The organism is Candidatus Thermoplasmatota archaeon, from assembly GCA_035541015.1.
Classification (GTDB): Archaea; Thermoplasmatota; SW-10-69-26; order JACQPN01; family JAIVGT01; genus DATLFM01.
Genome location: DATLFM010000007.1, coordinates 1 through 26,978 on the forward strand (window position 1 = coordinate 1; position 26,978 = coordinate 26,978).

Below are 26,978 nucleotides of genomic sequence, written 5' to 3' on the forward strand. Positions count from 1 at the left end.
GGCGGAACGCGTGGATTGGAAACTCCCGGCCGGCGTGATGGCGATCGCGGCCGTCGGAGGGCTGCTGGCGATCGTCCACGAGGTCTTGCACGAGGGAATCAAGCCCGCCGGCGAGGTGGTTCACGAGCGGCACGAGGAGCATGACGACGGCCGCGATCGCCATCACGCCGGCCGGGAGTTTCCAATCCACGCGTTCCGCCTCGCTTGCGACCGCCTTCCGGAAGCCTTTGGACCCGAGGCTCCCCCAGGTCCGGAGGGGTGCTTCCGTTTATATGAAGTCCGCGCTTTGGGCGATCGTCCCGTCGCCCGTTTGCGGCGCCCACGGCATGAAGGTTTTGGACGCAGTTTCGACGACCGTTAATAGGCCGCCGCCGATGGCACCTTCCGTGCGCGCCGTCCTGGCCGTTCTGGCTTTTGCCCTCCTCGCGGCCGCCCCCTCCGCCTTGGGGCAAGTCGTCGTCGAGCGCGGCGAGCGCGTGGACATCGTTTCGATGCGCGCGCCAAGCGTCGTCCTCGCCGAACGCCCCTTTCTCATCGACGTGACCGTCCGCAACCGGATGGCGTCGGAGGAGACGGTCGTGGTCTATGTCAACCTCTACGACGACCGCCGGCCCACCGACGAGCCCTGCTCGGGCGGCGACGCCGGCGAGCGGTTCCGCGGGCAAGTGTCGCAGGTGCGACGGAGCGTCACGCTGTCGCCCGGCGCGACGCTCGAGGTGAAGGGCGCCCTCGCCGGCGAGGCCGACCCCTGGTTCCAGCGCATCCGTCTCGAGCAGGCGCCCGCCGCGGGCGCGTACCAGCTGTGCGCATGGGTCGAGCGCGCGCGCCAGGACGCCCAGCGGGTCTTCTACGACTTCGAGCCCGCCATCGTTCGCGTCAAGCTCGACAACGTGGCGCCCACGATCGCCGTCGCGGTCGAGGAGCCCGGCGGCGCGCACCGTGACGCTCACCGCTTCACCGCCACCGTTTCCGATGCCGACGGCGACGACGTGTTCGTCACCTGGCGATTCCCGGACGGATCCGTGCCGACCGGCCGCGTGGCCGACCACCGTTTTGCGGCGCCGGGGAACTACCGGGTGACCGCAAACGCAAGCGACGGGTTCGACGCGACCGAGCGCGCGGTCATGGTGAGCGTGCGAGCCGACGGGGGCTCCTTCCTTCCCACACCCGTTGCGGCGACGGCCGAATCGCTTGCCGCGCTTGCGGCCGTCGCGCTTGCCCTCGTCACGGCGCGACGTCGCCGGCTGCCTTGAGCGCCCCCGTTTGGCCCCGCGCGACAAGCGCCACGCCGGCAAGGATGAGCGCCGCGCCCGCGATCGCCAACGCGGCGGGCGTCTCGTGCAGGAGCCAGAAGGCAAGGAGCGTGCTGCCGATGGGCTCGCCGACGATGGCGGTGCTCACAAGCGGCGCGGGCACGTGGCGCAGCGACCAGTTGAGGACCGTGTGACCTGCGATCTGCGGCCCAAGCGCAAGCGCGGCGAAGATCGCGTAATCCTCCGCCGCGAAGCCCGACAGCGGCTCGCCGGCCGCAAGCGCGAGAAGCAGGAGCACGAGCGAGGCGCAGCCGTACATGGGCACCGCGTAGGCGAGAAGGCCCATGCGCTGCCGCAGCCGCCGGCCCGCCAGCAGGAACGCGGCGGCGAAGACGGCGCCCGCAAACGCGAGCGCGTTGCCCACAAGATGCGGTCCCGCGGCGCCAAAGGTTGCCGAGTCCGAGAGCACGAGCGCAAAGGCGCCGACGAGCGCAAGCCCGATGCCGGCCCACCCGGCCGCCCGCAGGCGGTCGCCCCAGCCGTGGGCCACGGCCGCCACGAGGATCGGATGGAAGGTGACGAGCACGACGCTTGAGGCCACGGTGGTCAAGCGCAGCGAGGCGATCCACGCGGCGAAGTGAAGGGCGAGCGCCCCACCCACGCCGGCAAGAAGGGCAGCGTCCCGACGGGAGGGACGAGGGACGCCGATCCACCACGCAAACGGCAGGAGGACGAGCGTGGCGATCGCGAGCCGGTGGAACGCAAGCGAGAGCGGCGGCGCGGACGAGAATCGGATGAGGATCGCCGCCGTGGAGACCGTCGCGACAGCGCCCACGAGCGCAAGCGCAAGCAGCGCCGGCGGCGGTCGTCCGAGTTTCCTGCGCAATTGCGCAGGAAACGCTACTTGCCCTTCCATTCGGGCTTGCGCTTCTCGAGGAACGCGCGCATTCCCTCGGTGCGGTCCTCGGTGGCAAAGGTCGTGGTCACGCTCTCGAGCTCAAGCGCGAGAGCCGCGTCGAGGGGAAGGTCGGCGCCGCGGTTCACGGCGGCCTTGGCCAAGCGCACGGCGTAGGGCGCGTTCTGCGCGATGCGCCGCGCAAGCGCGAGCGCCTCGTCGAGGAGGCGCGCGTGGGGAACCACGCGGTTCACGAGGCGGATCTCGGCGGCGCGGCGCGCGTCGAAGGTGTCGCCCGAGAGGATGAGCTCCTTGGCGACGTGGCGGCCCACGAGCCGCGGCAGGCGCTGGGTCCCGCCAAAGCCGGGGTGGATCCCAAGGCCGACCTCGGGCAGCCCGAATTGCGCCTTCTCGCTTGCGAGGATGACGTCGCAGGCGATCGCAAGCTCGCAGCCCCCGCCGAAGGCGAATCCGTTCACGGCGGCGATCACGGGCTTCTCCATGCGCTCGACCCGGCGGAACGTGTCTTGCCCGAGCTTCGTGTACTCGCGCGCCTGCGCGGGCGTGACCTCTGCCATGACGGCGATGTCGGCGCCCGCGACGAACGCGGGGCCCTCGCCCGTGAGCACGACGCAGCGCACGGTGTCGTCGGCCTCCGCGCGGGCAAGCGCCGCCGCCAAGTCGGAGAGGACCTCGGCGTTGAGCGCGTTTCGCGCCTCGGGACGGTCGATCGTCACGACGGCCACGCCCTCACCCGCCTCGTAGCGGACCTTGGGGATGCGCCAGGGCTCGCCTGCGGCGCTGCCGCGCGTCTCGGCGAGCGCGCGCAGGTTGCGGGCGACGGGAAGCTTTCCGCCGTGGTGGCGGCTGGCCGCCTCGACGAGCGCGAGCGCGCGCTTTGTCGTCGCCTCGTTCATCATGGCAAAGGGCCCCCGTTTCCAGCGTAGCCCCACGGTGGCTCCCTTGTCGACGTCGCCGGGCGTGGCCACGGTCTCCTCGACGAGGCTTGCCGCGATGGCAAAGCAGACGCCAAGGAAGCGGTCGCGCGCGGCGGGGACCGTGGAGGGATCGGGCGCGCCGTCCAGGTTCCACGGCTGGCCGGCCTCGAATTGCTTCTTGAGAAGCGCGCTTGGCCGATAGAACTCGCCGAGCCCCCGGTGCAGGCTCTCCTGCGCGTGGAACGCGATCGGGATTCCCGTGAAGTTCATGAGCTCGAAGGGGCCCATGCCGATGCCAAAGGCTTCCTTCGCGGCGGCTTCGACGGTGGGGAAGGAAAGACCCTCGTCGACGAGGCGGCAGGCCTCGTTGAGAAACGGAACGAAGAACCGGTTCACGGCAAAGCCGGGCGAGTCGGCCACTCGGATGGGCGTCTTGCCAAGCTCGCGCGAGACGCGAAGGAGCGCGTCGATCGTCGCCGGCGCGGTCTTCTCGCCAGCCACGACCTCGACGAGGAGGTTCACGGCGGCCGGGTTGAAGAAATGGAGGCCCGCGAAACGCTCGGGGTGCCGCGTCGAGCGCGCAAGCTCCGTCACCGAGAGGGAGGACGTGTTCGTGGCGAGGATCGCCTCCGGCCGCGCGGCGCGGTCCACCTCGGCGAACACCTCCTTCTTGACCTTCAGGTCCTCGAAGACGGCTTCGACGACGAGGTCGGCCTGCGCGACGGCCTCGGCCACGGCCGTCGTCCCGCTCACGCGAGCCGCGACGGCGGCGGCCTCCAACTGCGCGATCTTGCCCTTGGCGACCCGACGTTCGAGGTCCGCGCGGATGCGCTGAAGCCCCTTCTGCACGAGATCGTCCTTCACGTCGCGCACGACGACGGAGAGGCCCGCTTGGGCGCAAGCCTGCGCAATGCCGCGTCCCATGTTGCCGGCGCCCAGCACGGCCACCCGGCGGATCTCCCGCATGGGGGCGCAAAGCTTGGGGCACGGGAAAAAGCTACCGGCTGGAGGCGTCCTCGGGCAGGCGCCGAAGGGCCGCGAGCACGGCCGCGCGCATCTCGGCGGCCGTCTGGAACCTCTGCTCCTTCTTCTTGGAGAGGGCCTTCCTCAGGAGCGCGTTCACGTCGTCGGGAACGCTCTCGATGGGAAGCAGCGGCTCCTTGTCGAGCACGTTGCGGCGGAACTCCTCCGTCGTCGTGCCGGGCAGGTAGCGGCGTCCCGTGAGCATGCGGACCATGAGGGCGCCGAGCGCGTACAGGTCGCTGCGGCCGTCCACGGGATCGCCCAGGATCTGCTCGGGCGGCATGTAGGCGACCGTGCCCGCGTGGCGGTTTGTCGTGGTGAGCTCGAGGTCGTCGTTGTTCGTCTGCGCGACGCCGAAGTCCGTGAGCTTGACCGAGCCGTCCTGCGAGAGGAGCACGTTGGCGGGCTTGATGTCGCGGTGGATGATGCCCCGCGCGTGCACGGCCGACAGGGCCGAAAGGATCTCGGCGGCCATGCGCAGCGTCTCGGTGAGGGGCAGCGTGCCTTGCTTCTTCAGGCGCTCCTCGAGGCTCCCGCCGCCTACGTACTCCATGACGAGGTAATGGTCGTCGCCGGCGCGCGCGATGTCGTACACGGTGACGATGTGCGGGTGCGCAAGCGACCCGGCGGCGCGAGCCTCGTGGAGCAGGGCTTGCTTGGCGGCGGCGTCGCGGCGCCACTCGGGCAGGAGCTCCTTCACGACGACGGGGCGCGCCAGAAGCTGGTCCTCGGCGAGCACGATGCGTCCAAATCCGCCGGAGGAGAGCGAGCGCTTGACGAGGTAGCGCCCGAAGGCCACAAGGCCGGGGTCGAGCGCCACGCGCGCGGAGGCGTCGACCGCGGGCGCGGGCGGGCGGGACTTGACGCGGCGGCGCAGAAGCGCCGCGCCGCCGGCGGAAAGCGCGACCGCGGCGGCGGCAAGCGGAAGGAAGAGGTTCCCGTCGAAGAGAAGGCCTGGGTCGGCCCTCCGGTCGGGGACGCCAGCGGTCTGCAAGGGCTCGGAGGATTCGCCGGAGAGGTCGATCTCGGGAGGCGGCAGCGATGGGTCCTCGGCCTGCGCCACCACGAAGGCTCGTCCGTAGCCCCCGTTGGGCGCAGTGTCGGCGATGCGGCAGTCGCCCGCCTCGTCGCAGTCGGCCGTGTGGGCTGCGGAGCGGGCCAGGATGAGACCTTCGGAGAACTGCGCGACGGCGCGCGGGAGGACGAGCCGCACCACGGTCGTGTCGCCCAACTCAACCTCGCCCGAGACGACGGCAAGCGGCGCAAACGAGATGAGCGTTCGCGCATCGAGGGAGAGGCTAAGCCCGCTGGTTCCTACGCGGCCGTATTGGAAAACGTCGTGCTTGCTGGAATACCACACGGCAAAGCGCTCGTTGCCCTGCTCCCAGGTGACGATCCAATAGTGCGAGGGCGGAAGATTGCCCTCGGCGCGCGAGGTCTCCATGGTGACGACGACGTCGCCGCTTGTGTCGTTTGCGAAGTACGCGAAGAAGATGTCCATGGCCGGGTCCGGCCGGCTCGTGACCCAGTACACCGACCCGGGGCCTTGGGCGTCGCCAACGCGGTCCACGATCTCCGGATCCAGGCGCGCGCCGGCAGCGGCCGATCCTGCGGCCAGGATCGCCAAAAGACCAAGAAGCACGGCAGACGCCGGCGCCCGGGCTGGGCGACGGTGCGGTTGGCCGTGCCTGCGTGCATTCCGCATGCGCCTCCCGGGATCGACGAAACGTCCCCTCCGGACCATATATACTTTTTCGCGATGTTCTTGGGCCAAACGCCCAACCGTCAGACCTTGAAGACAAGCAGGGTCTTCCCGACGCCGACCACGTCCCCGGCCGAAAGCGCGCTTCGGCCCCCGCGCGGGAGCCGTTCCCAATTGAGGTAGGTGCCGTTTGTGCTGAAGGTGTCCACGAGCGACCACGTGGAGCCTTCGCGCACGATCTCGGCGTGGCGGTTCGAGGCGAAGGGGTCGTAGTCGAGGACGACGTCGCGGTCCTTGTCGCGTCCGATCGTCCAGGCGTCCTTTCCCGTGAGGGGAAGGATGGCGCCGATGCGCATGCCGTGGACCATCGCAAGGTAGGCCGTTCCCGGGCCCGGTCGCGCAGGCGCGGCGACGGGCGTGACGATCGTGCGCTCGAGATCGTCGCCGGGACGCTCGGGACGGAGCACCCCGAGCTTCCCGAACTCCTCGCCGATGGCAAAGAGCCGTTGCGGCACGAGCACGTATTCCGTGACCGGCCCGTGCTCGCGGCGGCCCGACTGGGGGCGGACGACGCCGATCTCGACCAGCTGCTCGACGTGCTTCTCCGCGGCCTGGCGCGCCATGGAAAGGTGCGAAGCGACCTCCTCGAGGTAGTGGGGGCGCACGAGGAAGTGCAGAAGGTCCAGGCGCGTGGGGTTGCCAAGGGGCTTCAGGTCGCGCGCCAGGGCCTCGAAGTCGATGCCGGAACGCGGCGTGGTCCCCGGTCGCGCGTCGGTCACGTGCGCTGCATCGTTGCGCCCCTACTTCAACGTTTATTACGAGGTGGGGCTCTGCGCCCGCATGACGCAGGAACCGCCCGCGACGGGCACGCCGTCGCCCGGCCACGGCGCGCCGCAGGTGCCCCCGGGCGAGGGTCCCGTGCTGCCCGGCGAGGGACGCACGGACTACGAGCGCTACATGAAGGTGGACGCGCTCCTTGCGCTGCAGAAGCCCATCCCCTCGCTCGTGCACCACGACGAGCTCCTGTTCCAGACGGTGCACCAGACCTTCGAGCTGTGGGCCCGGCAGATCCTCTTCGAGATTGAGACGGCCGGTGAGCTTCTCGCGCGCGACCGGCTTCTCGAGGCGGTGCGCCTTTTCGAGCGCGCGACCATGGCCGTCCGCGTCGTCCGCGAGCAGCTGCACGTGCTCAACACGATGAATCCGTGGGACTTCCATGAGGTGCGGCGGCACCTGGGACGCGGCTCGGGCGCCGAGTCGCCCGGCTTCCAGAACCTCCTCAAGCACGCGCCACGGTTGTGGAGGCCCTTTGCTGACGTTCTCGCGCGGCGCAACGTGTCCCTGGAGGACGTGTACGTCCACGCCGCACGCCACCCCGACCTCTACCGCATGGCCGAGGCGATGACGGACTTCGACGAGTTCTTCTCGCTTTGGCGGCAAGATCATCTCGGGCTCGTCAAGCGCCAGATCGGGCGCGACGTGAAGAGCCTCAAGGGCTATGCGGTCCATGCGCTCGAGAAGGACGTGCAAGCCACGTTGTTCCCGGAGCTCTGGGCCGTCCGAAACCGCCTCACGGAGCTTGCCGGCACGAGCCCCAAGTGATCAGCCCAGGGAGAAGAGGTCGCCCACGCGCTCCGGCCCGATGGCAAGCGTGAGGAGCACGACGCCGCCGATCTTGATCGCGCTTCCGATGAGGTTGCCCGCCATCCAGGAGCGGAAGCGCATGCCGCTTACGGCAAGCACGAGGACGAGCTGCTCGGGCGCGAAGGGCACGGCGTTGATGGCGACAAGCGCGAGCACGCCGTGGCGGTCCGCGTGCCGGTGGAGCCAATCCATGGCCCCCCGCGTGCGTCCCTTGGCCCGGCGGAGGAACCAATCGTGCAGCGATTCGCCAAGGAGATAGAGGATCCACACGGCCATGGCCTTGCCCAGGAAGAAACCGGCGAAGGCGAGCGTGGGTCCCATCGTGACGGTCGCCAGCGCGACGAGGGGCTCCATGAAAATCGGGGCGCCCAGCGTGCCCGTGAGGTGCAGCAGGAAATTGGCGAGCAGTCCTCGATAGGCGTCCGCGTAGGCGGGAAGCGCAAGCGCGAAGATCGAGTTGAGGACAAGCACCGTCGCGGCGAGGATCGCAAACGTGAGGAAGGCGACGACCGCCCGCTGCTCGAGCGTGAGGACGGAAGGGTCGCGGACGCCCTGCCAGAGGCTGCGGCGTCCCAGCCGGTCGTACAGGTGGGCCTCCAGGCGAAGGAGGTTCGTGACGAAAAGGTCGGGAATCTCGACGAGGGCGACCGCCGCTGCGCGCACGAGCTCGATTCCCGCCACGCCTACGCGCGCCTCAAGGCGCAACGACGCGAGGAGCAAGGGCAGCAGCCATCGCGGCGCGCGCTTCGCGCCGGCCCGCTGCCAGGCGAGGGCGGCGCCCAGACGCTCGCGCGCCCGCGCGGACCACTCCTGCGCTCCCCGCCGGACGCGGTCCATCGCGTCGAGCAGGGCTCGGCGGGACACGCTCACTCGCTCCTCGACCCGGGCGCGAGGGCGACCTTCGTCGTCCACGTCGGCCCTCACGATGGTCGTGTACTGGATGCGAAGGTCGACGTCCGCTTCGAGACCAAGGTAGACCGCGTAGGCTCCCTCGTCGCCGCGCCGCGCGGCAAGCGGCCGGGGCGACTTCACCACGTTGGACCAAAGGAACCGCGCGGGCTGGAGGCCCGGCGCCGGGCGCAGGCCGTAGTCGAGGCTCGCCATGCTCCAGACCTCGTCCGGCGCAAGGCCGTCGGTGGGGATCTCGTCCGCGCGCGCGTTGCGCGTGCCAAGCGGCCGTCGCTTGCCCGAACCCATCGCGGGACGTTCTTCGCGGCGGGGCAAAAGCGTGCTGGCTCAGGCGGCGTTGGCCGCGCGGCAGCGTTGCGGCGCGCAGGTCGGCGGTGCCGCGGGGCAACCAACGCGATGCGTTGCGCGCGAGGCGTTCAAACGATTCGTCTAGTCACGTTGCACGAACCATCCAATGGCTTGATTCCACCGCGCGAACCAACGGAGCGCGGTGCGAGCGATGACACGCGGTTGGCTTGTTCCGACGTTGGCCGCCCTCGTGGCCTTTCCGGCCGCCGGGGCGATCCTGGATCCCGCGTCTGTTCCGTCGGTCCTTCCCTCAAGCGACGGGCCTGAATCGCCCTCCGACCACGCGCCGGCGCAGGCGCAGCCCGCGCGCCTGCTCTCGAACGCGCGCTCCGCTGTCTCCGGGCTCTCGGAGGCCGTCGAGGACGTTGGTTCCGCGCCGGCCGGCCGCGACGGCGAGGACGTTCCCGGCGCGCGCCTCAAGCTCACCTTCGAGGAGTCCCAGGGCACCGTCTCCTGGCTGCTCAAGACCACGCCGGGCACGCAGCGCTGGTTCCACGACCGGGCCGGGCTTCTGCCCTCGCTCGACGACCTTCGCGTCGTGGTGCCGATCTCCGCGCGCGGGACGCTGTCGGCGCCCGTCCAGGACGCGAAGCTGCGCCTCTTTCTCGCGAGCACGAACGCGCCGCTCATCGAGGTGACGGCGGCGCTCTACGTGAACGACCAGAAGGTGGCCGAAGGAGACGACATCGTCTTCCTCTATCCCTCCATCTACGAGCCGCAGGACGTGCGGTGGATGCGGTGGGCGGCCGCGGAGATCCTCTTCGACTTGCCGGGCCGCTTGCACGCGGAGACCGTGCATCTCGATCTGCGCGTGCGCGTGCCGCCGGGCGCCCAGTGGTTCCTCCGGACGGACGGGGCAAGCGGGCTTTCGATGTCCTAGGCGCGACGGGCCGCGTCGCGAAAGCCGCCGGAGACGAGCGCGTCGACGATGCGTTCGTTCTCGGCGACCGTGTTGTAGAAGTACGGCGAGATGCGAAGCCGGCCGGGCCGGTCGTCGACGACGATGCCGCGCTGGGCCAGGTGCTTCACGGCTTTCTTCGGGTCGGGAAGCTCGATCATGACGATGCCCGTTCGCTCGTCCGGGCGCTCGGGTGACTTCACGACGAGCTTTGCATCCTCCGCGCGCTCGACGAGGTCCGTCGCAAGAGCAAGCGTGGCGCGCCGGATGGTCGCGGGTCCGATCTCCTGCACGATGCTCGCGCCCGCGCTCGCGTAGGCGACGCTTGGCATGCCGATCTCGCCCGTCTCGAAGCGTCGAGCTTCGGGCCGGTAGGCAAAGCGCGTGGCGTCGAAGTCGAACATGTGCTTGTTGCCCCACCAGCCGACCACGCGGGGTGACATCCGCTCGACGAGGTCCTGCCGCACGTACAGGAAGCACGACCCGATGCCGCCCAGCAGCCACTTGAGGCTGCCGCCGACGAGGACGTCCACGTCGGCCGCGTGCACGTCGATGGGCACCTGGCCCGTGGCCTGGTAGTCGTCCACGAGAAGCAGCGCGCCCTTGGCGTGGGCCGCCTTGGCAAGCGCCGCCACGTCCTGCAGGTAGCCGCTCGTGTAGAAGACGCGGCTTGCCGCCACCACCGCCGTCGCCTCCGTGATCTGCGAGGCGTAGTCCTCGACGGGAACGCGCACGCGATCGCGGCTTTGCACCCACCGGACGTGCGCTTCCGGACGCACCAGCCACTGGTAGGCCACGGTGGGGAACTCCATCTCGGAAAGCACGACGTCCGGGCGATCCTCGTAGTCGATGCAGGAGGCGATCGCCGACAGCGCGACCGAGACGTTCGGGACCCAGGCGACCTCGGTGGGCCGCGCGCCGATGAGCGAGGCGTACTGGCGGCGCAGCGTCTCCACCTGCTCCACCCAGATCTCGTACCACGCGGACGCGCCAAGGCTCATCCACCGCTCCTGGAACTCCTCCGCGGCTGCGATGCCGCGGCGGGGAAGCTGCCCCAGGGAGCACGTGTTGAGGTAGGTCGAGCGCGCAAGCCCGGGGAACTCGTCGCGCCACGCCGAGGCGAGGTCCATGCCCGCCGGAACGGCGGCGCCCTTGATGAAGCTGCGCGTCGGCGACGAGGGCGGCGCCGCGACCGGCCGCGGGTGCTCCGCGAAGGTTCAAGCCGGCGCCGCGGCATCCTCGGCGCGATCCCATGCCCGCCTCCCGCTTCGACGCGCTCGTGGACGAGGTGTACCGGACGCAGCTTCGGTGGAGCCCGAGCTTTGCCACGAGCTTGGGCGTCCACGAGTACGACCAGCTCCTTGCGGACCCGTCGCGCGCGCAGGTCGAGCGGGAAGTCTCCAAGCAGCGGGAGTGGCTCGCGGAGCTCGAGCGCATGGGGCAGAGCGAGGCCGTTCCGGCCGACCGTCGCGTGGACCTCGGCGCGATGCTCTACACGCTTCGGTTGGGCCTCTTCCAGGCGACGGAGCTTCGCAATTGGGAGAAAAACCCCGATCTTGCCATGGACCTCTTCGACCACCTCTTTGCGCTCCTTGTGCGCGACACGTGGCCCCTGGAGAAACGACTTTCCGCCATCGCCGCGCGCCTGTCCGCCTCGCCCGCGTTCTTCGAGGCGGGGCGCGAACGGTTCGGCGAGAACATGCCCCACCTGTGGGTCGAGATCGCCATGGAGTCGGCGCAGGCCGCGCCGGCCACGCTCGAGGCCGTGACGAAGCTTGCCGCGACGGCCCCCGCCGCACTTCGAGCCGACGTCGAGCGCGCCGTCAAGGTGGCCCACGGATCCATCGCCGGCCACCGAGACTGGCTACAGGACGTTCTCGACGCCCGCAGCCAGACGATCGAGGGCGGCTGGTCCATCGGCGCCGATCGCATGCGCCGGCTCGTCGAGCTTCGCGCGCTTGGCCTGTCGGCCGACGAGATCCTCGCGCGCGGCCACGCGCTCGTGAAGGAGAAGGAAGCCGAGGTGCAAGCCGCCGCCGAGGCCGTGCTGCGCAAAGCCGGCGAGCCCTCGGGCGACACGCCGGTGCAGAAGGCGACGGCCGTCCTCGCGCGGGACCACCCGGAGACGTTCGCCGACGTGCTCACGGCGTACCGCGACAGCGTGCGGGCCTCCCGCGACTTCGTCGGATCCGCCGGCATCGCCACCTTGCCGGAGAACGATCGCCTGGACGTGATCGAGACGCCTGCGTACCTGCGGCACATCATCCCGTTTGCCGCCTACTTCCCGCCCGCGCGCTTCGAGCCCACGCAGCTTGGCGTGTACATGGTCACGCCGCGCCCCGTCGAGCAGTTCCCCCACGCCGAGATCCAAAACACGACCGTGCACGAAGGCTACCCCGGCCACCACCTCCAGCTGACGATGGCCAACGCGAACCCCTCGACCGCGCGCATCCTCGTCGGCGCCACGGAGACGATCGAGGGCTGGGCGCACTACTGCGAGGAGATGATGTTCCGGCACGGGTACGGCGCGGGGGAGGCGACGCGATTTGTCCAAGCGAAGGACCAGCTGTGGCGCGCCTGCCGCATCGTGATCGACGTCCGCATCCACGACGGCTCCATGACCTTCGACCAAGGTGTCGGCATGCTCGTCGAGAAGACGGGCATGCCGGAGGACGGCGCCCGCGCCGAGCTTAAGCGGTACACCCAAACGCCCGGGTACCAGTTGTCGTACCTCCTGGGCAAGGTGCTCATCGGCGAGCTTGCGGCCAAGGCCGCGGCGCGCGGACTCGCGCAGCGCCAGTTCCACGACCGGTTCCTCACGGCCGGAAGCCTTCCGCTGGGCCTTCTCTCGCGCGACCTCGGGCTTGCCTGACATGGCGCGAACGCTGCCGCGCCTCCTCGACGAGCAGGATCCGCGGGCCCCGGCGCTCGTCTTCGAGGCGACCGAGGGACGGCAGACCAGGCTGCTCTTTGGCGACGTTCAGGCGCTCTCTCGGCGCGCGGCCGCGTGGCTTCTGGCCCAAGGCGTCCTCCCCGGCGATCGCGTGGCCACCGTGCTACCGCAGCATCCCGTGGCCCCGATCGTGCACCTGGCCGCCCTGCGGGTGGGCGCCATGGCCGTGCCCCTCTCGCCCTTGTTTGGGCCCGACGGGCTTGGCACCCGGCTCGCCGACGCGGCCCCCGCGCTCATCGTCGCCGACGCCCAACGCAAGGACGTCGTGGGCCAAGCGATCGGCTCGCGTTCGCGGCGCCCCGTGCTCGCCACGGTCTCCTCGCACGAATCCTTCTTTGCGAGCCTTCCCTCGGAAGGGCGCCTGCCGGAGGACCCGCGCGACGCCGATGCGCCCGCGTTTCTCCTGTACACGAGCGGAACGACGGCCGTCCCCAAGGGCGCGCTCCTTCCGCACCGCGTGATCGACGGACGCCTTCCGGCCCTGCGATTGGTCCACGATCCCCTGCCCGCCGAGGGCGATCTCTTCTGGAGCCCGGCGGACTGGTCGTGGATCGGCGGCCTCCACGACGCGCTCCTGGCTCCGTGGGCCCTGGGCGTTCCCGTGTTCGCCTACGGGCGCAGGAGCCGGTTCGACGCCGCGGAGGCTTGCGCCCGCATCGCACGCGCGGGCGTGCGCAACGCCTTCCTTCCGCCGACGGCGTTGCGCGCGTTCCTCGCGCAAGGCGGAGAGCCGCCCCCCCTGCGCTCGCTCCACACGGCGGGCGAACCGCTTCCGGAGGCGGTTCGCCGCGAGGCGAGCGCGCGATGGAACCTTTCCCCCGTGGAGGTCTACGGTCTCACGGAGTGCGCCTTCCTTGTGGGCGGCGCCGCGCGCGCATGGACCCGGCGCGCCGGATGCACCGGCAAGGCGTATCCCGGCCACGACGTGCGCGTGATCGCCGAGGACGGCGCCCGTTGCGCGCCCGGAGAGGAGGGTGAGCTTGCCGTCGCCGCTCCCGATCCGACCCTCATGCTCGGGTACTGGCGCGGTCCCGACCGGCCGCCCATCCTGCCACTTGCCGAGGGCCTCCTGCGCACGGGCGACCTCGCGCGCGCGGACGAAGACGGGTACCTCCGGGTCCTCGGGCGACGCGACGACGTGATCAAGTCGGCCGGATACCGCATCGGTCCGGCCGAGGTGGAATCGATCCTCCTTGCGCATCCGTCCGTGGCGGAATGCGCCGTCGTAGGCCTGCCCGACGAGACGCGCGGGCAGGCGGTGGCCGCGTACGTCGTCCCGCGGAACGGCTCCGGCTCGGCCGACCTCCAGCAGGCGCTTTGCGACCTCGTCCGGGAACGCTTGGGCGCGCACGCCCGACCTCAGCGCGTCGAGTTCGTTGCCGAGCTTCCCCGGACGGCCACGGGCAAGCTGCGGCGGGCCGCGCTTCGCGACCAAGCGTCCAGCCGCCGGGAAACGGCGGACGACCGGCGTGCGTCCTAGAAGGCCTAAGCAGCGCGGAAGGCGAGTACGCCCGATTGCCATGGCCGAACGCACGCCGACATCCACGGAGCAGAAGTGGCAAGGACGCTGGGACCAGCTGAAGGGCCGCGTCCGGGAGACTTGGGGCGACCTCACCGACGACGAGATCGACAGCCACCGGGGCAACTGGCAGCAGTTCACGGGATGGCTCTCCGAGAAGACGGGCGAGACCCGCGAGACGATCGAGCGCCGGTTCGACGAGTGGACCCGGGACACCGACACGACCGCGCGGCGCGGCGACCGCGATCTCGAACGGCGGCCCGGCACGGGATTCTAGGCCGGTGGGATCGTGCCACGATGCGACGTGTGTGGAAACGAGTACGCGAACACCATGGAGATCCGCCAGGGCGACCGGGCCGGCACGTTCGATTCGTTCGAGTGCGCGATCCATGCCATGGCGCCAACGTGCTCGCACTGCGGCTGCCGTGTGATCGGACACGGGGTGGAGATCCCAGGAGGCGGGCCCGAGCGCGTCTTCTGCTGCGCCGCCTGCGCGCGAAAGGAAGGCGTCCAGGAGGTGCGCGCGTGACCGCGAAGTCGCCGCCCCCGGGCGCGGTGGACCCCAAGGAGCGAGCCGCCCGCCAGTACACCGAGCGGCCGCAGGAGCGCCGCGACTACATCGAGCAGGAGCTCCGCGAGCGGGGCGAGGACGACGCGACCGCAAGCCAGGTCGCCGAGAACACGGTCGAGAAGGTCCAGGAGATCGCGAAGGAACAGAAAGGCGGGCGCCGAGCGGGCGAACCGGAGAAGGTGCGCTGAGCGGTCAGAAGCCTCGCGCGGCGCGGTCGAGCGCGCGGTTCACGGCCGCGTCCACGCGCGCGATCATGGGATGGGTGCGGGGCACGTGCGCGTGGCTCACGCGCTCAAAGCGCGTCCGCGCCTCCTCCACGCGGGCCAGAAGCGGACGCAGGTTCTCCGCGCGCAGGCGGTACTGTCCGTTGAGCTGGCGCACCAGAAGCTCGCTGTCCGAGTAGTGCGCCACCTCGCGCGGCGCGTAGGCGAGCGCGGCCTCGAGCGCGGCGACAAGCGCGCGATATTCGGCCTCGTTGTTCGTGGCCACGCCGATGCTGCGCGCCTCCTCGGCGAGGACCCCCCCGGACTCCGCGTTCACGAGAAGGAAGCCGATCCCCGCCGCTCCGGGGTTTCCGCGAGAGGCGCCATCCGTGTAGCAGAGGAGCTTTGCAACCATCAGGCAATCCTCCCGTCGCGCGAGGGATAGGGCTCGTCGAGCAGGCGCGCGATGGCCGCGGCCTGCTGCTCCCCGAGGCGCGGCACGCGCGCGAGGTCCCGCGGCGAGGCCGCGAAGACGGCCCGCGCGGAGCCGAAATGGGAAAGCAGCCGGTCCGCCGTGACCTCGCCCACGCTTGGCAATCCCTGCACGAGCAGGCGCTGGGCCTGGCGCGGCGACACCGAGCGGGGCACCGTGCGCGCGCGAGAGAATCGCCCGGCCGTCGCCTCGCGCCGGTGGAGGACCGTGAGGAGGTCGGCCGTGCCGGCGTGCCCTCCCGTCCACAGGATCGGGATGCGGGCGTCAAGCGCGATGGCGGCCATCGCGCCGTGGAGGACGCGCGGGTTTGAAAACTCGTCGATGGCCGACGGCGGGCCCTCGACGACAAGCAGCGGCACGGCGTACGCCTCCCGCAGGCGCGCGAGCTGGTCGAAGAGGCGCTGCCGCGTGAGGCTCGCCCAGAAGTCGTAGATGGTCTTTCGCTCCACCCCGACGTGCCCCACCACGAAGTCGCCGGGCGAGAGCTTGCGCTCCACGAAGGGGACCTCTCGCTTTCGAAGCTCGCGCGCGATCTCCGGCGGCTCGTGAACGTCGATGAGGAGCCGCCGCTCCGGCTCCTCGTCGTCCCGTATCACCCTGCGCCGGCCCCCAGGATCTGCACGATGCGCGCCACGTCGGTGCGCGTGACGATGCCCTCGAGGCGCCCGTCGCGAAGGACGAGGATCATGTCGTCCTGGCCCTCGGAGAGCTTCCGGAGCGCGTCGGCGGCCGGCGCCTCGGGCGGCAGCGCCGGGAAGGTCGGCTTGAGGATGTCCCGGACGCGGGTCGTCGGGTGCGTCGACCGGTCGACGCTGGCGACGTCGGTGAGGCCCACGACGCCCAAGGCCCGGTCGCCCTCGGTGACGGGGAAGTGCAGATGCTTGGTGGCAAGCATGCGGTCGAAGACGACGTCGAGCGTCGCCTCGGGCGAGAGGTCTCAGGCTGGCGCGTCATGATGCGCTCGACCGTGAGGTCGCCAAGGCGCGTGGTCATGCCCACCATGCGCTCTTCTTCGTTGGCCCCGAGGTAGATGAAGAAGGCGATGAGCAGGAGCCAGATCCCGCCCCCGGCTCCCCGCAGGAGCATCACGAACCCAAACGCGCCCATGACAAACGCGAGCGCCCGCCCGATGCCCGTGGCCCAGCCGGTGGCGCGGTCGTAGCCCATGCGCGCCGCAAGCGTCGCGCGCAGCACGCGGCCGCCGTCCATGGGAAAGGCCGGCAGGAAGAGGTTGAAGGCGCCCAGCAGCACGTTGAGCCAGCCCACCCACCCGACGAAGGTGTCGAACTGCGGAACGATCGCGGGGATGAGCTCCAAGCGCGTCACGGCGACAATCGGCAGGCCGATCGCAAAGTTCACGACGGGGCCGGCAAGCGCGATCCGGCGCTCCTGCCACGGTTCGGAGGGCATTCGTTCCATGGCCGAGACGCCGCCGATGGGCAGCAGCGTGATGCTCTTGATGCGCACGCCGTAGCGCATGGCCGTGAGGCTGTGCGAGAGCTCGTGGAGCACGACCGACGCAAACAGCGTCACGGCAAGCGCGCCGCCCCAGACGAGCGCAAGGGGCCCGGGGAAGCCCTCGCCGCGGTCGAAGTACGCCTCGGCCATGATGTAGGCGAAAAACGGGAGCACGAGCAGGAACGTGACGTGCAGGCGGATGGGGATGCCCCGCACGCGGCCCACGGTGAGGTTCGACGCAGCCACGCGCGAGCAATCCCCCTTCGGGCGCTTAAAGACGCGTGGGCCGCGTCACCGACGACGCGGATCGAGCGCCAGCACGGCGACCATGGAGACGGGAAGCAGGAACGCGCCGGCCCAGACCGGGGACACAAGCGGCAGGTGCTTCACGGAAACCTGAACGCGGTCCACCCGGTCGCTCGGGAAGCGCGGGTTGTCCCCGCGCACCGTGAACTGCGCAAGGGTTCCCGCGTTCACCCAGCAGTTGAAACGCTCGCGCAGCTCGCCCGCGCAGTCGGCCTCCGAGACGCGCATGCGCGGCACGTTCGTCGTGTTCGCGTTCACGTAAAGGTCCCCGAAGGGCTGCCGCAGGACGTACTCGGTCGCGCGGTGCTGACGCTCCTTGGCCACCCAATAGAGCGTGACGGTCGCCGTGTCCAGGTAGCGGCCCTCCCGCCAGACTTGGACGTGCGCGGTCACCTCCTCGAAGACGCCGTCGCCGTCGGCGTCCACGCCGGTCGAGTCGGAGAACAGGAGGTCGTAGCCGGCCACGCTTGCGGGAACGCCGCGTTCGAGCGGATTCACGAGGTCGCGGAAGTCGGACGTCGTCGCGTGGAACGTGCTCGCGCCGTAGCCGACGAGAATGAGGACAAGGCCCACGTGGCCCAGGTGTTGCGCCGCGCCGAAGAGCTTGGCGCGCGAAGCGCGAAGCGAGGAGGCAACGCCGGCGCGATCGAAGCTTGCTCGGCCGGACAGGGACAACGCAAGAGCGACGACCGAGAGCGCCAACCCCACCCCATATCCAAAGGCGAGGACGCCGGCTGCGCCCCCGAGAAGGGCAAGGGCCCGGCTGCGCCCGTGCATCGTCGCCACGCCTGCGGCAAACGCGAGCGCGGACGCCGCAAGCCCGACGGGAACCTGCCAAAGCGACAGGGCAACCGTGGCGCCCGGCAACGAAAGGACGGTGGGCGGGCTCGCCCAAAAGAGGACCCCCAGGAGCGATGCGAGGACAAGCAGCGCGCCGGCCCAGCGCGTCTCCCGCGAAGCGGCGCTTCCGGAGGCGCCGGTGGCGACGACCTTGTGGACGGCGGCAAACAGCGCGAAGAGGAGGATCGGCGCGCCCAACGCGAGGAGCCGGTGCGAAGGGAAGAGCGCGTATCCCGCAAGCCCGGCGCCAAGCGTGGCGACGACCATCGCAAGCGCGCCCGCGCGGCCCAACCGCCGGTGCGTGAAGGTGAAAGCGAGAAGGAGCGCAAGCGGGACGACGACGAAGGGCTCGCGGCTGTTGTAGAAGGCGGCCATCGACGGGATCGACAGATTGACGCCAAGGAGCAGGACGGACGCGGTGACCGCAAGTCCCAGGGAGAGGAGGACGACCGCACCGTGGAGAAGCTGCGTCTCCGTGATCGAGGCGAGCCAACCTTGCGATGAATGTTCATCGGAGCCTTCCGGCAACGCGCGCACCATGGCGGCAAGCGGCACGCCCACGAGAAGCACGCCAAGCGCCCCGAAGCCAAGGACGAGGTTTCCAAGGCCCAGCGCGTGCGCCGCCGAAAGCGCGCCAGCGACGAGGCGAGCGGGATCGAGCGCCCCGACGAGGCCAAGGACAAGGTAGAGCCCGGCGAGGACGGCCACCGGCGCGTCCAGCCGCGAAAGCTCGGCGGGCCGCAGGCGACGGAAGCGCAGCAGGAACAGGGCGCCCACGACGAAGGTCGCAAGGAAGAGGAGCGAGGCGACGTACGAGACCGCGGGCTTGGTGGACAGCACGATCATCGCGCGCTCGAAGGGGTCCGGGACGATGGCGCTCGTTCCCACGTCGAAGGCGTGCGCGCTGATCCAGAGCGCCGAGCGCGTGACGAACGTGGCAAGGAGCGTGAGGAGAAGCGGCAGCGCGGCCAGAAGCGGAAGGTACCAGCCAAGGCCGCCCTTGCGCTCGTGCACGACGGTCGCGTGCAAGAGGCCCGTGAGCGCGATCCAGGGCAGAAGGTCGCCCACTTCGACGGGATCCCACGCCCAGAAGCCGCCAAAGGACAGCACGTAGTACGCCCACAGGGCGCCGATGCCAAGCCCCAGCGCGAAGAGGAGCCACGCGATCCGGCCCCACGCCTTGGCCACGCGCGACCACGCGGGATCGTCGGTGGCAAGGAAGGCGCAGGCGGCGGCAAACAGCGGAACGACGAGCGCGTAGGCCGCAAGCTGGATGGGCGGGTGGACGGCCATGAACGGCGTGGTGAGGAGCGGGTTCAAGCCGAATCCCTGCGGTGCGCACGTGGTTGGACGCGCGCCGGGCGCGCACACGGCCGGCACGGCGCCCGCGTAGTCGGGCACGCGCTCGAAGAAGCCCGTGAACGCCGAAAGGTGGTACTGGCTGCTTGGCGCAAACGGATCGAGCGTGATCGTCCAGACGACAAACGCGCACAGCACGGCAAGCGCGACGGCCCGCAACGCCGCGCGGAAGGCGGGGCCTCCCACCGGATGCCGGTCCTGGAGGCGCTCCTCGTACGCGACGGCGGCGCCCACGAAGATCGTCCAGAGGAACGCCGAGCCCGCCTGTCCGGCCCACAGGCCGGCGATCCGCAGGTACAACGGCGTCGAGGCGTCCGTGTAGTTCCAGACGTAGTAGTACGAGACGTCGACCGTGACGAAGGCGACGACGAGGACGAGCGCGGCAAGCGCGAGAAGGGCGAGCGACAGAAGCGTGGCCCGGCGCGCCAGCGGGGCCAGCGCGGGCTCGCGGGCGGACCGCAGCGTGAGCGCCACGGCGGCCAGCGCCGCAACGAGCGAACCCGACAGCAGAAGGGGTCCCGCCCACGTCATCCGTGCGGCGAGCCGGGCGGCCGTACTTAATCATGTTGGCGCTCATGCTGGAGCGCGCCGCTGCCGCCCGCGCGGCAGGCGGAAAGGTTTTGGCGGCCCCGCGCATGGCTTCGCGCGTGCGAAGGAACCAGGCGTTCGCGATCGCGGCCCTCCTGGGCTCGCTTCTCCTGGCGGGCTGCGTGGCGCCGTCGGCCCCGGCCATCCCGGCGCGCGCGGGCGACTTCGTTGTGGCCGACGTGGAGGAGCGGGGCCCGGACGGCTCCGTCGTGGCGCGGATCGAGGGCGCGCGATGGTACCTTGGGCCCGAGCTTCCGGGACGGTTGCCCGAAGGCTGGACGTCCGAGCGCACGCGGACGGCCACGCCGGGCCTCGTCGCCGCCTTCGACGGGCTGCGGCCGGGCGAATCCCGCGTCCATTGGGCCGACGCGGCCGACGCCTACGGCGAGCGTTCCGACGCGAAGGTCCTCCGCGTGGCCGCGGTGGAGGCATTCCCAAGGGTCTTCGAGCGGGCCGGCGCGCCGCCCACCGGTTCCGATCCCATCGCAAGCTTCTTCGGGCTTGACCTGCCGGCCGTCGTGATTGCCGCAAACGGCTCGGCGTGGACCGGGCGCTACGATCCCGCTCCCGAGCACGCGGAGGCGCCGCTTCCACAGACGCCATGGCACAACGAGCGGCATAGCCTTTGGACCTCGCGCCTCCTGCGCTGGGACGAGGAGGGCATGTACGTCACGCACGAGGCGCGCCAAGGTGCCAACGCGACGATCGGCGGCCTCGCCTACCGTGTTGTATCCGTCGGGCAGGAGATCGTCGTCGACACGAACCACCCGCGCGCGGGCGAGAACGTGACCTACGCCGTGCGCCTGCGCGAGGTCGTCTTCGCCGGGCCGCTTGCGACCGGGCTTGCGCCGGAGCTGCGCGCCCAGACCCTGGCGGGCGCGCCGGTGGAGCTTCGGGACCTCGCGGGGCGCGCCGTGGTGCTCGACTTCTTCGCGAGCTGGTGCGTCACGTGCCAGACGCAGCTTCTGGAGCTCTCGCGCGCCCGGGATCGCCTGCCCGAGGACGTCGCGTTCGTCTCCGTGAGCGTGGATCCGCGCGAGCGGGCGCAAGACGTTGAGCAGCTCGTGCGCGACGCGCACCGCCTGGCCCGGCGCGAAGGGCACGAGCTTCGCGCCGACTGGACGTTTGCCGTCGACCCGTCCGGCGCTGCCGCGCGCGACTACGCCGTGTACACGCTGCCAAAGACGGTGGTCGTCGACCCGAACGGCCGCATCCGCGCGAGCCACTCGGGCATCCTGTCGGCCGACGAGATCGTGGCGACGGTGCGGGCGGTCCTTCCCTGAGAAGAGAAGGTCAGCGCCGCGTCGGCGGGCGGGCCGGCAGGGCGGCCCGAGGCGCGACGGGCGCCGGAATCTCTGGAACGGCGTCGAACTGCTCGTCGCCTTCGGGAACCTCGTCCTGCTCGGGGGCAAGCGCCGAGAGATCGGGGAAATGGCGCAGGATCAGGATGTCGTCGAACGAGGCGACCCAGCGGTAGGGAACGGCGACGTCCTGGCCCGTGGGCACGAGCTTGGGGTTCGTGCGGCCGACGACCACGCTGTCGATGCGGTTCCCGTCGAGATCGAGGAGAAGGTTCTTGACGTTGCCGACGAAGGTTCCGGCCCGCGTATAGACGGGCACGTTGGCGAAACGGCTGAGCTCTGCCATGGCGGAAGTGCACCCCGCTTCGCTTATCTTGATGGTGCTATAAAGGTGCTGCGAAACGAATCGCGCTACCGCTCGCCGTAAAGTCCGACCGTTCCGTCCGCGACGAGCTCGTCGGCAGCACGCACGAACTCGCGGCACCAGCGCATCGTCATGGCCGCGCCGGCGACGTGCGCGCCCACGGCAAGCCCGTTCACGGCAAGCAGCGGAAGCGCGGCGGTCTCGGCGCCGGGCACGTCGGCCCACAAGAGCCCAAACAGCGAGACGTTTGCGATCACGAGGGCCGCGTAGGGGAGCGCGGCGGCCGCGGGCGAGCGCGGCTCGCGCTCGTCGGCCCGACGGGCGATCTCGGACAAGGAGGCGCAGCCGCCGGCGGCGCTCATCCAGTGGCGCCATCGCGCCCGCAGCGCGCTCTCGTAGGATCGGAGGCGCCACCGTGAAAGCGCGAAGCCCGCGGCAAGGCCGGCCGCCACGCACGCGAGGAACGTCCGCACGGCGGCGCCCTGCGGCTCCGGGTCGGCAAGCTCGGCAAGGAACAGGACGGCAAGGCCGGCCACGATGGCGGCGAGGATGGCGCGGCGGCCCGCGGCCTGCTCCCGCCGGGCGACGCGGAGGAAGCCCTCGGAGATCCCGTGCGGCACGTGCATCCCTCGCATTTTCAACCGGCAGGGGCGATAAGAACGTTCCGAAAAACCTCGCTATTTGCGGGGTGGCTTCGCGTCGTCGAAGGAAAGGCCGGGGAAGAGCGACTCGATGGGGTCCTGCGGTGGGGCGGCTCCGGTCGCGGCCGGCGGAGCGGGCGCCTGCGCCTCGGGCGCGTCGTCCTGGCGCGTTGCGAAGATGGAATGCATGGCCGCCGCGTCCAGCAGCCGGACGAGGTCGCCGGGGGCCGCGCTCGACGGTCCGGACCGCGCGGCCGAAGAGCCGGCGGTCTCGGGGCTCTGCGGGATCGACTCCACCTCTCGGGGGGGACCCACCCGCGCGTGGCGTCCGTACCGGTAGAGCCCCGCGCCGGCAAGGACCCAGAACACGTCGCGCGATCCGTCGCGCAGCACGCGCGTCCGCGCCTCGGCGGCGATGGCCACAAGATCCCCGAGCGACTCGACCTCGATGACGCTTGCCTGCGGCGGCGGGTCGGGCACCGAGGCGACCGTGGTGACCCAGTCCTCGTGCGGCGCAAGCTCGCGCGCAAGCTCGCCCTCGCGACCCGAGCCCAACAGCGGATCCCCGCGGCGCGAGCGGACGCAGAGGGCAAGCGCGATCGCGCCGCCGGCCATCGCCAGGACGGCCAGGGGAACCGAGGCGAGCGCGGTCCATCCGGCGCGGTGCTCGGCGATGGTCACCACCGGCCGGCCGTGCTCGCGCACGAACGTCCCGCCGGTGGCGTCGGGAAGGATGTAGAGCGGAAGGTCGAGGGTGAGCGGCAAGACGAACTCGCTGGGCCCGGTCACGCGGCCAAAGGGCGTTTGCGCGGAGAAGCGCACGAGCCCGACCACGTTCCACTGCACGGTTCCGGCCTTCGAGCCGACCGTGCCGGCAAGGTCGTTCACGCGCTGCTGCAGCTCCTCGACGGGGAGCACGGCGCGCAGCACAAGCGGCGTGCCGGCGGGTCCGGCGGCCTGACCCTCGGCGAGCACGATGCGCTCGGTCCAATACGGGCGCCCGGACGGCGAGTGGCTCTTGACGTCGATCGCGATCTCGCCGTGCGCCACAAGTTCCGAGGCGGCCGGCGATTGGAGCGCCCACGTGAACGTGAGGTCCACGTTCGGGGCGACGGTGGAGAAGTAGCCGGGCTCGCCCATGGGGAGCCTCGCGCCGGCCCGACCGAGCACGGAGTCGCGCTCCAGGGGGACCTCGTACGTGAACGCGGCGCGCTCGACCCAGCGGTCCTCGAGATGCGTCGTCGCCTGGCGCTCGACCTGGCTTGTGGCCGCATGGGCCCAAGCGCCCCCGAGGACGAGCATCGCGACGGCGAGGACGGTGAGGGGGACGCGATGCCGGCGCACGAGGGGGTGCGCCCAAGGCGGGGGCGTGCGGGCGTTTGTCATGTGATCGTGTAGTCGTAGAGGACGGTGACGTGGACCACGACGCGGGCGCGGAAGCCGTCGGCCACCGCTTCGATCGTGTAGACCACGTAGTGTTCGTGGTTCGTCTCGCTGAGGTGATCGGAATCGATCTCGAGGTAGCAGTCGTGCAGCTCCTGGCTCATCGTCACCTGGATCTCCTGGCTGGCCGCCGATCCAAACGACGACAAGGTCGTGGGCTGGTGCGAGGCGGCGCCGGTGGGATCGACGCTCTCGTTGATCCACACCTGGTCGATCGTGGCCACGTGGCTCTTCTGCTCGAGGACGATGCCGACGTCCGTGTCGACGACCGGGACCGGCCGGCAGAGGATGTCCACCCGTTGCGGGTCCGCCGCGAGGAAGGCCAAGGAGCCGGCCACCACGGAGGCGTCCGTCGCGCGCGGGAGCAGGCCCGCGGCGTAGGTCTGCAAGCCCGGCCCCGACAGGGCCACCGCCGCGACGCAAAGCCCGACTGCAAGCGCGGCGCGTCCGTTCATGCTCGCACCCCCGGACCGCGCGAGAACGCCAGGCGCAGGGGCAGATGGCCCAAGCGCAAGGAGCGCCACCATACGAACAGGCCGGCCAGGATGGGAAGCCCAAGCGCAAGGTGGGGGGCGCCCGGCAGGGCGTCGTGCAACGCGAGCGTGGCCTCGGGCGGAAGAACCGACGGGTAACGCCAGACGCGCACCACGTCCTCCTGGAGACCGCGGTTGGCGCCTGCGACCTCCTCGAAGGCTACGCGTTGCGTGCTTCCCGGGGGAAGCGCAAGCGAGCGCTCGGAGAGTCGCGCCCCCGGCGTCATCGCCTCGAAGACCACAAGCGTGGGCACAAGCGGGAGCCCCGAAACCTCCAGCTCACGCGGCACCGCGTCGCCGGGCCGCGCAGACCGGATCTGGTCGGGAGGCGGCGAGTCCGAGACCACCATGCTCACCCGCGTCTCCTTCCACGCCGACGCCGAGCTTGCCACGAGCCCAGCCGTGAGCAAGACGAAGAGGGCCATCGCGAGGTGACGCGCGAGCACGCCGCGGGGAAACAGCCGTCGAACGAGGGATCGGGCCTGCGGCCGCCCCGCGGCAGGCGGCGGGCGGGCGCGCCCGGCCGGCCAGCACAGCACGGCGCCGGCTGCGGCCAGGAGCAGAAGGGGAATCCACGGCAACGCGGCGGACAGGCTCCCTTGCGCCTGCCGGGCGAGCTTGCCGGCCTCGAGCAGAGGCGCTCCAAGGCCCGGGACGACCAGGGGCGCGCCCTGCGGCGACACGAGCGTCCCCCGGATGCGGTCGGACGTGACGTACGGCTCGCCCGCGTCCTGGTCGGACACGGCGTTGGCGTCGCCCCGCGTCGTGTAGCCTCGCGCGTCGCCGCCCGTCACGCGGTGCACGGCGAGACGCCCGCCCTGGAGAACCGACTCGTACACGATGACGTCGCCAATGGCCGGGCTTGTCGCAAACGGGTTGATGAGGAACCCGTCGCCCGGGCGCAACGTGGGCGCCATGGAGCCCGTCTCCGCGTAGGACAGGAGCGGATGGCCGGCCGCGCCAAGGAGCGGAACGGAGAGCAGCGCGACGGCGAGGACGATGAGTCCCGGGCGGCTTCGTCCCTCGGAGATCCAACCTCGCACGCGTTCACCCTACGGTGGCCGGAACGATTCTGTCGAAGAAACCGCATGTAGGGGACGGTCCCGTCCCCCCGTGACGTTCGTCCCTCCGCCCGTTTCGGGCGTGGGGAAAACAAGGCCGGCGGGGGCGAACCGTCGCCCCCGCGTAAGTTCCGCCTAGCTGGGGCGGCTGGCCACGATCGTGATCGTGCCCGTCACGGGCGACCCTTGGGAGATGCCCGTCGAGTTGACCGCGATGCCCACGTTGAGGTACTGGCCGACCTGCAGCGTGATGGGCGTGGTCGCCGTCGTGTAGCACACGTTGCTCATGGCGGCGCCGCCGTGCGCCCGGGCGCACACGAGGATCGCGCTGCTGCCGGCGGACGTGGTCGTGGCGTGGGCGACCACGCTTGCCTGCGTGGTCCCCTGGTTCGTCACGTTGAGGATGTCGTCGAAGTAGTAGGTCGAGTTGGGGTTCACACCCGTGCCCGTGACGCCGTCTGCGGTGGAGAACGAGAAGATGATGTCTCCCGCGTTCCCGACGCTGGCGAATCCCTTGTGCGGGCTTGTCTGGTTCACCGACAAGGCAAGATACGAGTTCGCGTCGGTGACGACGGCAGCCGTGACGTTGCGCGGACCGGAGCTTGCGGCGTCGAACGCGTTCGCAGCGTAGAATCCTGCGATGGCGATCGTAAGCAGCGCGAAGGCCGCCAGTCGGTTACCCAACGTCTCACCGCCCCTCGCTTGTCCGCTCGGGTCCATCCGCTTTGCGGGATGGAACCCCGGTCCCAACGACGATTCGGGTGGAACGGGCAAGGGGAACCAGGGCCTTTTTCCCGCGCCCGGCCGTCCGGTTGCGCGCGCCAGGCGCGGGAGGGCCTAAGGGCCCCTTCGGGAGAACCGCAAGGCTCGACCCGCCACGGCGGCCGCGCCCACCGCAAGGAGGGCGCCCAGGAGCTCAAGCGCGGGCACGCCGATGAGGCCGCGCAGCAGGCTTGGCCGGACTGCGAAGCCCTGCCCAAGGTACGTCTGGATCTCGTTTCCGTCTGCGTCGCGGCCGGCGATGACGATGCGGTACGTGGAAGGCTCGACGTTGGCGGGGGGCGTCCAGGTTGCCACGAAGCGATCGCCGACGATCGCCAGTCGCGGCTCCGGCTCGACGGCGAGGTTGCCCCGGCCGATGCCGACGCGGACGGTCAGGGACGAGGGCGGAGCGATGCTGCCGTCCGCGTAGACGACCGCAAACTCGAACACGGCGGTCTTCTCGAGCTCGACCTCGCGGGGGCCCTGCAGCAGGCGAATGCCCAACGTGGCCGGGCGCAGGGACACGTCGCCCGAGACGGCCGTCACGTTGTTGCCAAGCGCGTCGCGGGCGTCCATGCGCACCCGCCAGGCGCCAAGGCTCTCGGCAAGTCCGGTTCGCCACACGAGGCGGTACCGGCCGTCCTGCACGGAGACCTCCGGCTCCGCCGTTTGCCCTTCGGGGCCTTCCAAGACGAAGCGGGGCTCGACGTCGCCCTCCGAGGCCGGCAGCGTCACGCGCAACGTCTCCGTCCGGTTGAGCAGCCGCGGCACGCCTTGGAAGGATCGCTCGAGCGTGCCGGTCACGGCGGGCGCCGGCGCGGTCCGCACGGGGCCGATCGTGTTGCCGTACTTGTCCACCCCGCCGACCGAGAAACGGTACTCGCCCGGCGGAAGGTCCGCAGGGACGGCCCAGGCGGCCGACCAGCCGCCCGCGCCAAGCGTGGCGTTGACCTCGCCCACCGCGCCGTCGGCG

At 70.8% G+C, this 26,978-nt stretch carries 28 protein-coding genes; 9 read left to right on the forward strand and 19 right to left on the reverse strand.

Features of this window, described 5'->3' with window-relative positions:
- The coding region (locus VM681_00350) for a hypothetical protein (GenBank protein HVL86445.1) at positions 1 to 190 on the reverse strand (190 nt) is incomplete at its 3' end.
- Between the two features lie 196 nt (positions 191 to 386).
- Between VM681_00350 and VM681_00355 the strand changes: the two genes are divergently transcribed.
- The gene (locus VM681_00355; protein HVL86446.1) at positions 387 to 1,253 is read left to right on the forward strand and encodes a PKD domain-containing protein; all 867 of its coding nucleotides are present in this window, start codon (positions 387 to 389) and stop codon (positions 1,251 to 1,253) included.
- On the opposite strand, the gene VM681_00360 is transcribed toward VM681_00355, so the two are convergent.
- From VM681_00360 to VM681_00375, 4 genes are all read right to left on the reverse strand, one after another.
- Positions 1,225 to 2,139 carry a DMT family transporter gene (locus tag VM681_00360; GenBank protein HVL86447.1) on the reverse strand — a complete coding sequence of 305 codons (915 nt, stop codon included), beginning with the start codon at positions 2,137 to 2,139 and terminating at the stop codon, positions 1,225 to 1,227. The genes VM681_00355 and VM681_00360 overlap by 29 nt on opposite strands.
- Before the next feature lie 14 nt (positions 2,140 to 2,153).
- Positions 2,154 to 4,052 carry an enoyl-CoA hydratase-related protein gene (locus VM681_00365; GenBank protein ID HVL86448.1) on the reverse strand — a complete coding sequence of 633 codons (1,899 nt, stop codon included), beginning with the start codon at positions 4,050 to 4,052 and terminating at the stop codon, positions 2,154 to 2,156.
- Between the two features lie 31 nt (positions 4,053 to 4,083).
- Positions 4,084 to 5,751 (reverse strand): serine/threonine-protein kinase, encoded by a 1,668-nt coding sequence (locus tag VM681_00370; GenBank protein ID HVL86449.1) that lies wholly within the window; start codon positions 5,749 to 5,751, stop codon positions 4,084 to 4,086.
- 143 nt (positions 5,752 to 5,894) lie between these two features.
- On the reverse strand, positions 5,895 to 6,590 hold the full coding sequence (locus VM681_00375; protein HVL86450.1) for an FHA domain-containing protein: 696 nt from the start codon (positions 6,588 to 6,590) through the stop codon (positions 5,895 to 5,897).
- 61 nt (positions 6,591 to 6,651) lie between these two features.
- Here VM681_00375 and VM681_00380 point away from each other — a divergent pair, with 61 nt between their 5' ends.
- Positions 6,652 to 7,413 carry a tryptophan 2,3-dioxygenase family protein gene (locus VM681_00380; protein ID HVL86451.1) on the forward strand — a complete coding sequence of 254 codons (762 nt, stop codon included), beginning with the start codon at positions 6,652 to 6,654 and terminating at the stop codon, positions 7,411 to 7,413.
- Here VM681_00380 and VM681_00385 read toward each other — a convergent pair whose 3' ends face one another.
- Positions 7,414 to 8,652, reverse strand: a complete 1,239-nt coding sequence (locus tag VM681_00385; GenBank protein HVL86452.1) for a VTT domain-containing protein — start codon at positions 8,650 to 8,652, stop codon at positions 7,414 to 7,416.
- Positions 8,653 to 8,863: 211 nt separating this feature from the next.
- Between VM681_00385 and VM681_00390 the strand changes: the two genes are divergently transcribed.
- Complete coding sequence (locus tag VM681_00390) at positions 8,864 to 9,592, forward strand: hypothetical protein (GenBank protein HVL86453.1); 729 nt, start codon at positions 8,864 to 8,866, stop codon at positions 9,590 to 9,592.
- On the opposite strand, the gene VM681_00395 is transcribed toward VM681_00390, so the two are convergent.
- Complete coding sequence (locus tag VM681_00395; protein ID HVL86454.1) at positions 9,589 to 10,740, reverse strand: aminotransferase class V-fold PLP-dependent enzyme; 1,152 nt, start codon at positions 10,738 to 10,740, stop codon at positions 9,589 to 9,591. The genes VM681_00390 and VM681_00395 overlap by 4 nt on opposite strands.
- 122 nt (positions 10,741 to 10,862) lie before the next feature.
- On the opposite strand from VM681_00395, the gene VM681_00400 reads away from it, so the two are divergent.
- From VM681_00400 to VM681_00420, 5 genes are read left to right on the forward strand one after another with little or no spacing between them, the layout of a single operon-like run.
- Positions 10,863 to 12,482: a DUF885 domain-containing protein gene (locus VM681_00400; protein ID HVL86455.1), complete on the forward strand. Its 1,620-nt coding sequence runs from the start codon at positions 10,863 to 10,865 to the stop codon at positions 12,480 to 12,482.
- A gap of 1 nt (position 12,483) precedes the next feature.
- Entirely contained in the window at positions 12,484 to 14,043 is a 1,560-nt protein-coding gene (locus VM681_00405; protein ID HVL86456.1) for an AMP-binding protein, read from the forward strand.
- A 40-nt stretch (positions 14,044 to 14,083) separates the two neighbouring features.
- The gene (locus VM681_00410) at positions 14,084 to 14,359 is read left to right on the forward strand and encodes a CsbD family protein (GenBank protein HVL86457.1); all 276 of its coding nucleotides are present in this window, start codon (positions 14,084 to 14,086) and stop codon (positions 14,357 to 14,359) included.
- A gap of 12 nt (positions 14,360 to 14,371) precedes the next feature.
- Positions 14,372 to 14,611 carry a hypothetical protein gene (locus VM681_00415; GenBank protein HVL86458.1) on the forward strand — a complete coding sequence of 80 codons (240 nt, stop codon included), beginning with the start codon at positions 14,372 to 14,374 and terminating at the stop codon, positions 14,609 to 14,611.
- Positions 14,608 to 14,841 (forward strand): hypothetical protein, encoded by a 234-nt coding sequence (locus tag VM681_00420; GenBank protein ID HVL86459.1) that lies wholly within the window; start codon positions 14,608 to 14,610, stop codon positions 14,839 to 14,841. Before VM681_00415 ends, VM681_00420 begins: the two co-directional genes overlap by 4 nt.
- Before the next feature lie 4 nt (positions 14,842 to 14,845).
- Here the strand turns inward: VM681_00420 and VM681_00425 are convergent, their stop codons facing one another.
- Genes VM681_00425 through ccsA form a run of 5 tightly spaced genes read right to left on the reverse strand, consistent with a single transcriptional unit; the run spans position 14,846 to position 19,843 of the window.
- Positions 14,846 to 15,271 carry a ribonuclease HI family protein gene (locus VM681_00425; GenBank protein ID HVL86460.1) on the reverse strand — a complete coding sequence of 142 codons (426 nt, stop codon included), beginning with the start codon at positions 15,269 to 15,271 and terminating at the stop codon, positions 14,846 to 14,848.
- Positions 15,271 to 15,945 (reverse strand): ERCC4 domain-containing protein, encoded by a 675-nt coding sequence (locus VM681_00430; protein HVL86461.1) that lies wholly within the window; start codon positions 15,943 to 15,945, stop codon positions 15,271 to 15,273. The genes VM681_00425 and VM681_00430 overlap by 1 nt, the downstream gene beginning before the upstream one ends.
- Positions 15,942 to 16,097 carry a CBS domain-containing protein gene (locus tag VM681_00435; GenBank protein HVL86462.1) on the reverse strand — a complete coding sequence of 52 codons (156 nt, stop codon included), beginning with the start codon at positions 16,095 to 16,097 and terminating at the stop codon, positions 15,942 to 15,944. The genes VM681_00430 and VM681_00435 overlap by 4 nt, the downstream gene beginning before the upstream one ends.
- The gene (locus VM681_00440) at positions 16,034 to 17,053 is read right to left on the reverse strand and encodes a site-2 protease family protein (protein ID HVL86463.1); all 1,020 of its coding nucleotides are present in this window, start codon (positions 17,051 to 17,053) and stop codon (positions 16,034 to 16,036) included. Before VM681_00440 ends, VM681_00435 begins: the two co-directional genes overlap by 64 nt.
- 45 nt (positions 17,054 to 17,098) lie before the next feature.
- Entirely contained in the window at positions 17,099 to 19,843 is a 2,745-nt protein-coding gene (ccsA, locus tag VM681_00445) for a cytochrome c biogenesis protein CcsA (protein ID HVL86464.1), read from the reverse strand.
- Positions 19,844 to 19,959: 116 nt separating this feature from the next.
- Here ccsA and VM681_00450 point away from each other — a divergent pair, with 116 nt between their 5' ends.
- A complete protein-coding gene (locus VM681_00450) occupies positions 19,960 to 21,183 on the forward strand; it encodes a redoxin domain-containing protein (GenBank protein ID HVL86465.1) in 1,224 nt (407 codons plus the stop codon).
- Positions 21,184 to 21,193: 10 nt separating this feature from the next.
- On the opposite strand, the gene VM681_00455 is transcribed toward VM681_00450, so the two are convergent.
- The 7 genes from VM681_00455 to VM681_00485 all read right to left on the reverse strand — a co-directional run.
- A complete protein-coding gene (locus VM681_00455) occupies positions 21,194 to 21,547 on the reverse strand; it encodes a PRC-barrel domain-containing protein (protein ID HVL86466.1) in 354 nt (117 codons plus the stop codon).
- A gap of 65 nt (positions 21,548 to 21,612) precedes the next feature.
- A complete protein-coding gene (locus tag VM681_00460) occupies positions 21,613 to 22,191 on the reverse strand; it encodes a hypothetical protein (protein ID HVL86467.1) in 579 nt (192 codons plus the stop codon).
- A 51-nt stretch (positions 22,192 to 22,242) separates the two neighbouring features.
- Positions 22,243 to 23,592, reverse strand: coding sequence for a DUF5305 family protein (locus tag VM681_00465; protein ID HVL86468.1), 1,350 nt, complete (start codon positions 23,590 to 23,592; stop codon positions 22,243 to 22,245).
- The gene (locus VM681_00470) at positions 23,589 to 24,104 is read right to left on the reverse strand and encodes a hypothetical protein (protein HVL86469.1); all 516 of its coding nucleotides are present in this window, start codon (positions 24,102 to 24,104) and stop codon (positions 23,589 to 23,591) included. The genes VM681_00465 and VM681_00470 overlap by 4 nt, the downstream gene beginning before the upstream one ends.
- Entirely contained in the window at positions 24,101 to 25,225 is a 1,125-nt protein-coding gene (locus VM681_00475; GenBank protein ID HVL86470.1) for a S26 family signal peptidase, read from the reverse strand. Before VM681_00475 ends, VM681_00470 begins: the two co-directional genes overlap by 4 nt.
- A gap of 153 nt (positions 25,226 to 25,378) precedes the next feature.
- Positions 25,379 to 25,927 (reverse strand): DUF1102 domain-containing protein, encoded by a 549-nt coding sequence (locus VM681_00480; GenBank protein ID HVL86471.1) that lies wholly within the window; start codon positions 25,925 to 25,927, stop codon positions 25,379 to 25,381.
- 153 nt (positions 25,928 to 26,080) lie between these two features.
- A partial coding sequence (locus VM681_00485; GenBank protein ID HVL86472.1) for a hypothetical protein occupies positions 26,081 to 26,978 on the reverse strand: 898 nt, incomplete at its 5' end.

What these genes read in the sequence shown, in the direction of transcription:
- VM681_00455 (HVL86466.1), bottom strand. Translation starts at nt 21,547, where the DNA reads ATGGCAGAGCTCAGCCGTTTCGCCAACGTGCCCGTCTATACGCGGGCC.
- VM681_00425 (HVL86460.1), bottom strand. Translation starts at nt 15,271, where the DNA reads ATGGTTGCAAAGCTCCTCTGCTACACGGATGGCGCCTCTCGCGGAAAC.
- VM681_00405 (HVL86456.1), top strand. Translation starts at nt 12,484, where the DNA reads ATGGCGCGAACGCTGCCGCGCCTCCTCGACGAGCAGGATCCGCGGGCC.
- VM681_00400 (HVL86455.1), top strand. Translation starts at nt 10,863, where the DNA reads ATGCCCGCCTCCCGCTTCGACGCGCTCGTGGACGAGGTGTACCGGACG.
- VM681_00395 (HVL86454.1), bottom strand. Translation starts at nt 10,740, where the DNA reads ATGGACCTCGCCTCGGCGTGGCGCGACGAGTTCCCCGGGCTTGCGCGC.
- VM681_00470 (HVL86469.1), bottom strand. Translation starts at nt 24,104, where the DNA reads ATGAACGGACGCGCCGCGCTTGCAGTCGGGCTTTGCGTCGCGGCGGTG.
- VM681_00390 (HVL86453.1), top strand. Translation starts at nt 8,864, where the DNA reads ATGACACGCGGTTGGCTTGTTCCGACGTTGGCCGCCCTCGTGGCCTTT.
- VM681_00410 (HVL86457.1), top strand. Translation starts at nt 14,084, where the DNA reads ATGGCCGAACGCACGCCGACATCCACGGAGCAGAAGTGGCAAGGACGC.
- ccsA (HVL86464.1), bottom strand. Translation starts at nt 19,843, where the DNA reads ATGACGTGGGCGGGACCCCTTCTGCTGTCGGGTTCGCTCGTTGCGGCG.
- VM681_00465 (HVL86468.1), bottom strand. Translation starts at nt 23,592, where the DNA reads ATGACAAACGCCCGCACGCCCCCGCCTTGGGCGCACCCCCTCGTGCGC.
- VM681_00460 (HVL86467.1), bottom strand. Translation starts at nt 22,191, where the DNA reads ATGCACGTGCCGCACGGGATCTCCGAGGGCTTCCTCCGCGTCGCCCGG.
- VM681_00385 (HVL86452.1), bottom strand. Translation starts at nt 8,652, where the DNA reads ATGGGTTCGGGCAAGCGACGGCCGCTTGGCACGCGCAACGCGCGCGCG.
- VM681_00365 (HVL86448.1), bottom strand. Translation starts at nt 4,052, where the DNA reads ATGCGGGAGATCCGCCGGGTGGCCGTGCTGGGCGCCGGCAACATGGGA.
- VM681_00380 (HVL86451.1), top strand. Translation starts at nt 6,652, where the DNA reads ATGACGCAGGAACCGCCCGCGACGGGCACGCCGTCGCCCGGCCACGGC.